The 2,341-nt window shown below is 35.3% G+C and carries 4 protein-coding genes; 3 read left to right on the forward strand and 1 reads right to left on the reverse strand.

The window, feature by feature from the left end:
• Positions 1–258: hypothetical protein (locus tag VKY47_RS07940; protein WP_324311829.1), on the reverse strand; the 258-nt coding region annotated here is incomplete at its 3' end.
• On the opposite strand from VKY47_RS07940, the gene VKY47_RS07945 reads away from it, so the two are divergent.
• From VKY47_RS07945 to VKY47_RS07955, 3 genes are all read left to right on the forward strand, one after another.
• On the forward strand, positions 251–556 hold the full coding sequence (locus tag VKY47_RS07945; RefSeq protein WP_324311830.1) for a GxxExxY protein: 306 nt from the start codon (positions 251–253) through the stop codon (positions 554–556). The two genes, VKY47_RS07940 and VKY47_RS07945, sit on opposite strands and share 8 nt — an antisense overlap.
• A complete protein-coding gene (locus VKY47_RS07950) occupies positions 553–1,872 on the forward strand; it encodes a restriction endonuclease subunit S (RefSeq protein WP_324311832.1) in 1,320 nt (439 codons plus the stop codon). Before VKY47_RS07945 ends, VKY47_RS07950 begins: the two co-directional genes overlap by 4 nt.
• A gap of 138 nt (positions 1,873–2,010) precedes the next feature.
• The coding region (locus VKY47_RS07955) for an Abi family protein (protein WP_324311834.1) at positions 2,011–2,341 on the forward strand (331 nt) is incomplete at its 3' end.

A 2,341-nucleotide genomic window follows, 5' to 3' on the forward strand; every position in this document is an offset into this window, starting at 1 on the left:
CGCTTGAGCTACACTACGGCATTTTGCACGACCTACTTTGTGATTTTCTTTAATAAAAATCAAATATTTTTCAATGTGTTCCTGCCGAAGTTCTTCTACCGAAAGTTCGTTGTAATGCTTGAATAGCAGCGTGAGTTCCTGCGAATAATTACGAACTGTTCCTTTGCCGTATTCCTGAACTTGTAATAACTGCAGTGTTTTTTCTATCCATTTTTTTCCACTTTCATTGAGTGGCTTTAAAGAACTGAATATGAACAATATTCTACACGAAAGAGAAAAAGAAATGGCTTTGCAGTACAAAGGATATGATATTGGCACACGAAGGGTTGATTTTTTTATCGAAGACTGTATTATGCTCGAAATAAAAGCATTGATACAGCTCGAAGATGTACACTTAGCACAAGCAATGAACTATTTAGAAGCTTATAAAATGGAAATCGGATTGCTTATAAATTTTGGTGCAAAAAGCCTTCAATTCAAAAGAGTACATAACAACACACTCATCAAAAAATCAAGCCATCAGGAAAATCCTAAAAATCAAGGTTCAGACAAATGAGAAAATACGATTCATATAAAGATTCAGGCATTGAATGGATTGGGGAAATTCCTGAGCATTGGGATTCGGTATCATTAAAATGGATTGCATCGATTTATTCTGGAGGTACACCATCAAAAAACAAACCTGAATATTGGAATGATGGTACTATTCCTTGGCTAAATTCTGGGGAGGTAAATCAAGGAAATATTAGAGAAGCCTCTGAGTACATTACAGAAGAAGCTTTATCCGATTCAAGTGCAAAATGGATTCCTGAAAAATCCTTAGTTATGGCTTTAGCAGGTCAAGGAAAAACTAAAGGTATGGTTGCTCAAGTTCAATTTAGAACAACTTGTAATCAGTCTTTAGGTGTAATTGTTCCAAATAAAAAAATTGATAATAGATTTTTGATGTATTGGTTAAGAAAAAACTATCAGAATATTAGAAATCTTGGAGGTGGAGATAAAAGGGATGGTATAAATTTGGAAATGATTGGAAGTATTAAAACACCAATTACTACCCCCGAAGAACAAACCGCCATCGCCAACTTCCTCGACCGCAAAACAGCAGAAATAGACGAACTGATAGCCGACAAAAAACGCCTGCTCGAACTCTACGAAGAAGAAAAAACCGCTATTATCAACCAAGCCGTTACCAAAGGTATCAACCCCAACGTGCCAATGGAAGACAGCGGTATTGAATGGTTGGGCGAAATTCCTGAGCATTGGGAAGTGAAAAGAATAAGGCACGTTGCTCAAATTTTTGGCAGAATTGGTTATAGAGGATATAAAACAACTGATTTAGTCCCAAAGGGAGAGGGTGCGATAACTATTAGTCCTTCAAATATGAAAGCATATCATATGGAATACGAAAATTGCACTTATTTATCTTGGGAGAAGTATGAAGAATCACCTGAAATTATGATTTATAACGATGATATTCTATTTGTTAAAACAGGTTCAACATATGGCAAAGTTTCTTTCGTAGAAAATCTACCTGAAAAAGCAACAATAAATCCACAAATTATTGTTTTAAAGCAAATTACCTGTATCAACAAATATCTTTGGTATGTTTTAAAATCTTCAAATATTATTTATCAGGTTGAGAGAACAGTTGTTGGCGGGACTATTCCTACTATTTCCCAAGCCAAAATCAATAACTATGAATTCCCAATACCCTCTGATGAAGAACAGACGGAAATTGTAAATTTTATCGATAATGAAACTAATAGAGTTGAGAAACTAATAAATAAAACCGAAAAACTAATAGACCTACTTACCGAATACCGCACCGCCTTAATCAGCGAAGTGGTAACAGGTAAAATAAAAGTAATATGAGTAAATACTTTGTAAATATAATTAATATTCTTACTTTTGCACTAACAGTACCTGTGTTGCATCCCGTAAGATCTGCTCACGGGTCTTCTTTTTTTATAGGCTTGGCAGTTTCGTTAAACGCTTCTAACACAAACTGCTATGGCTAAACATCCTAAAACCATACGAGAACAAATAGACCTGCTGAAAAGCAGAAATATGGCTTTTAAGGAGGTAAGCAATGCCCCACATTTTTTGGCAAACATTAACTACTACCGCCTTAAAGGCTATTGGTGGGAAATGCAGAAAGATAAAGTCAATCACCGTTTTGCTGATGACAGCTATTTTGAAGAGGTCATCAACCTCTATAATTTTGACCGCAACCAAAAATCCCTCACACTAAAAAAAGTGCGAGGGATTTTTATTTGTTATTCAATTAAGTCTGTTCAAACGACAAAAGGTTTCCTTGGCTATCAAATTCCATACGGTAGCT

The organism is Xanthomarina sp. (assembly GCF_035306705.1).
Lineage (GTDB): Bacteria > Bacteroidota > Bacteroidia > Flavobacteriales > Flavobacteriaceae > Xanthomarina.